This window comes from Shewanella sp. S1-49-MNA-CIBAN-0167 (assembly GCF_040310145.1).
In the GTDB taxonomy this organism is placed as follows: Bacteria; Pseudomonadota; Gammaproteobacteria; order Enterobacterales; family Shewanellaceae; genus Shewanella; species Shewanella psychromarinicola.
The window spans coordinates 1-267 of record NZ_JBEOPO010000295.1 but is presented as its reverse complement, the minus strand read 5'-3'; the positions used below and the strand labels follow the sequence as shown (position 1 = coordinate 267).

Annotated in this window: 1 protein-coding gene; it reads left to right on the top strand. The window is 39.3% G+C overall.

Going from position 1 to position 267, the window contains the following annotated elements; genetic code table 11:
- Nucleotides 1-64: 64 nt before the first annotated feature.
- Nucleotides 65-267 (top strand): polysaccharide biosynthesis protein (locus AAEZ00_RS21360; protein ID WP_502959358.1); only part of this gene is annotated, 203 nt, incomplete at its 3' end.

Sequence of the window (267 nt, the reverse complement as noted above, 5' to 3'; positions counted from 1 at the left end):
AATTGGAAGAGAGTTTCCTTTACTAGATAGCGATGTGTCGAGATTAGCTAGCCAGCTAAACGCTATGGTTGCAAATTCACGTTTTTTGGTTTTAGGTGCTGCGGGTACCATTGGCCAGGCTGTGACAAAAGAAATTTTTAAAAGACAGCCAACTAAATTACATGTTGTTGATATTAGTGAAAATAATTTAGCTGAATTAGTCAGGGATATTCGAAGCACTTTTGGCTATATCGCGGGTGATTTTCAAAGCTTCGCGCTTGATATCGG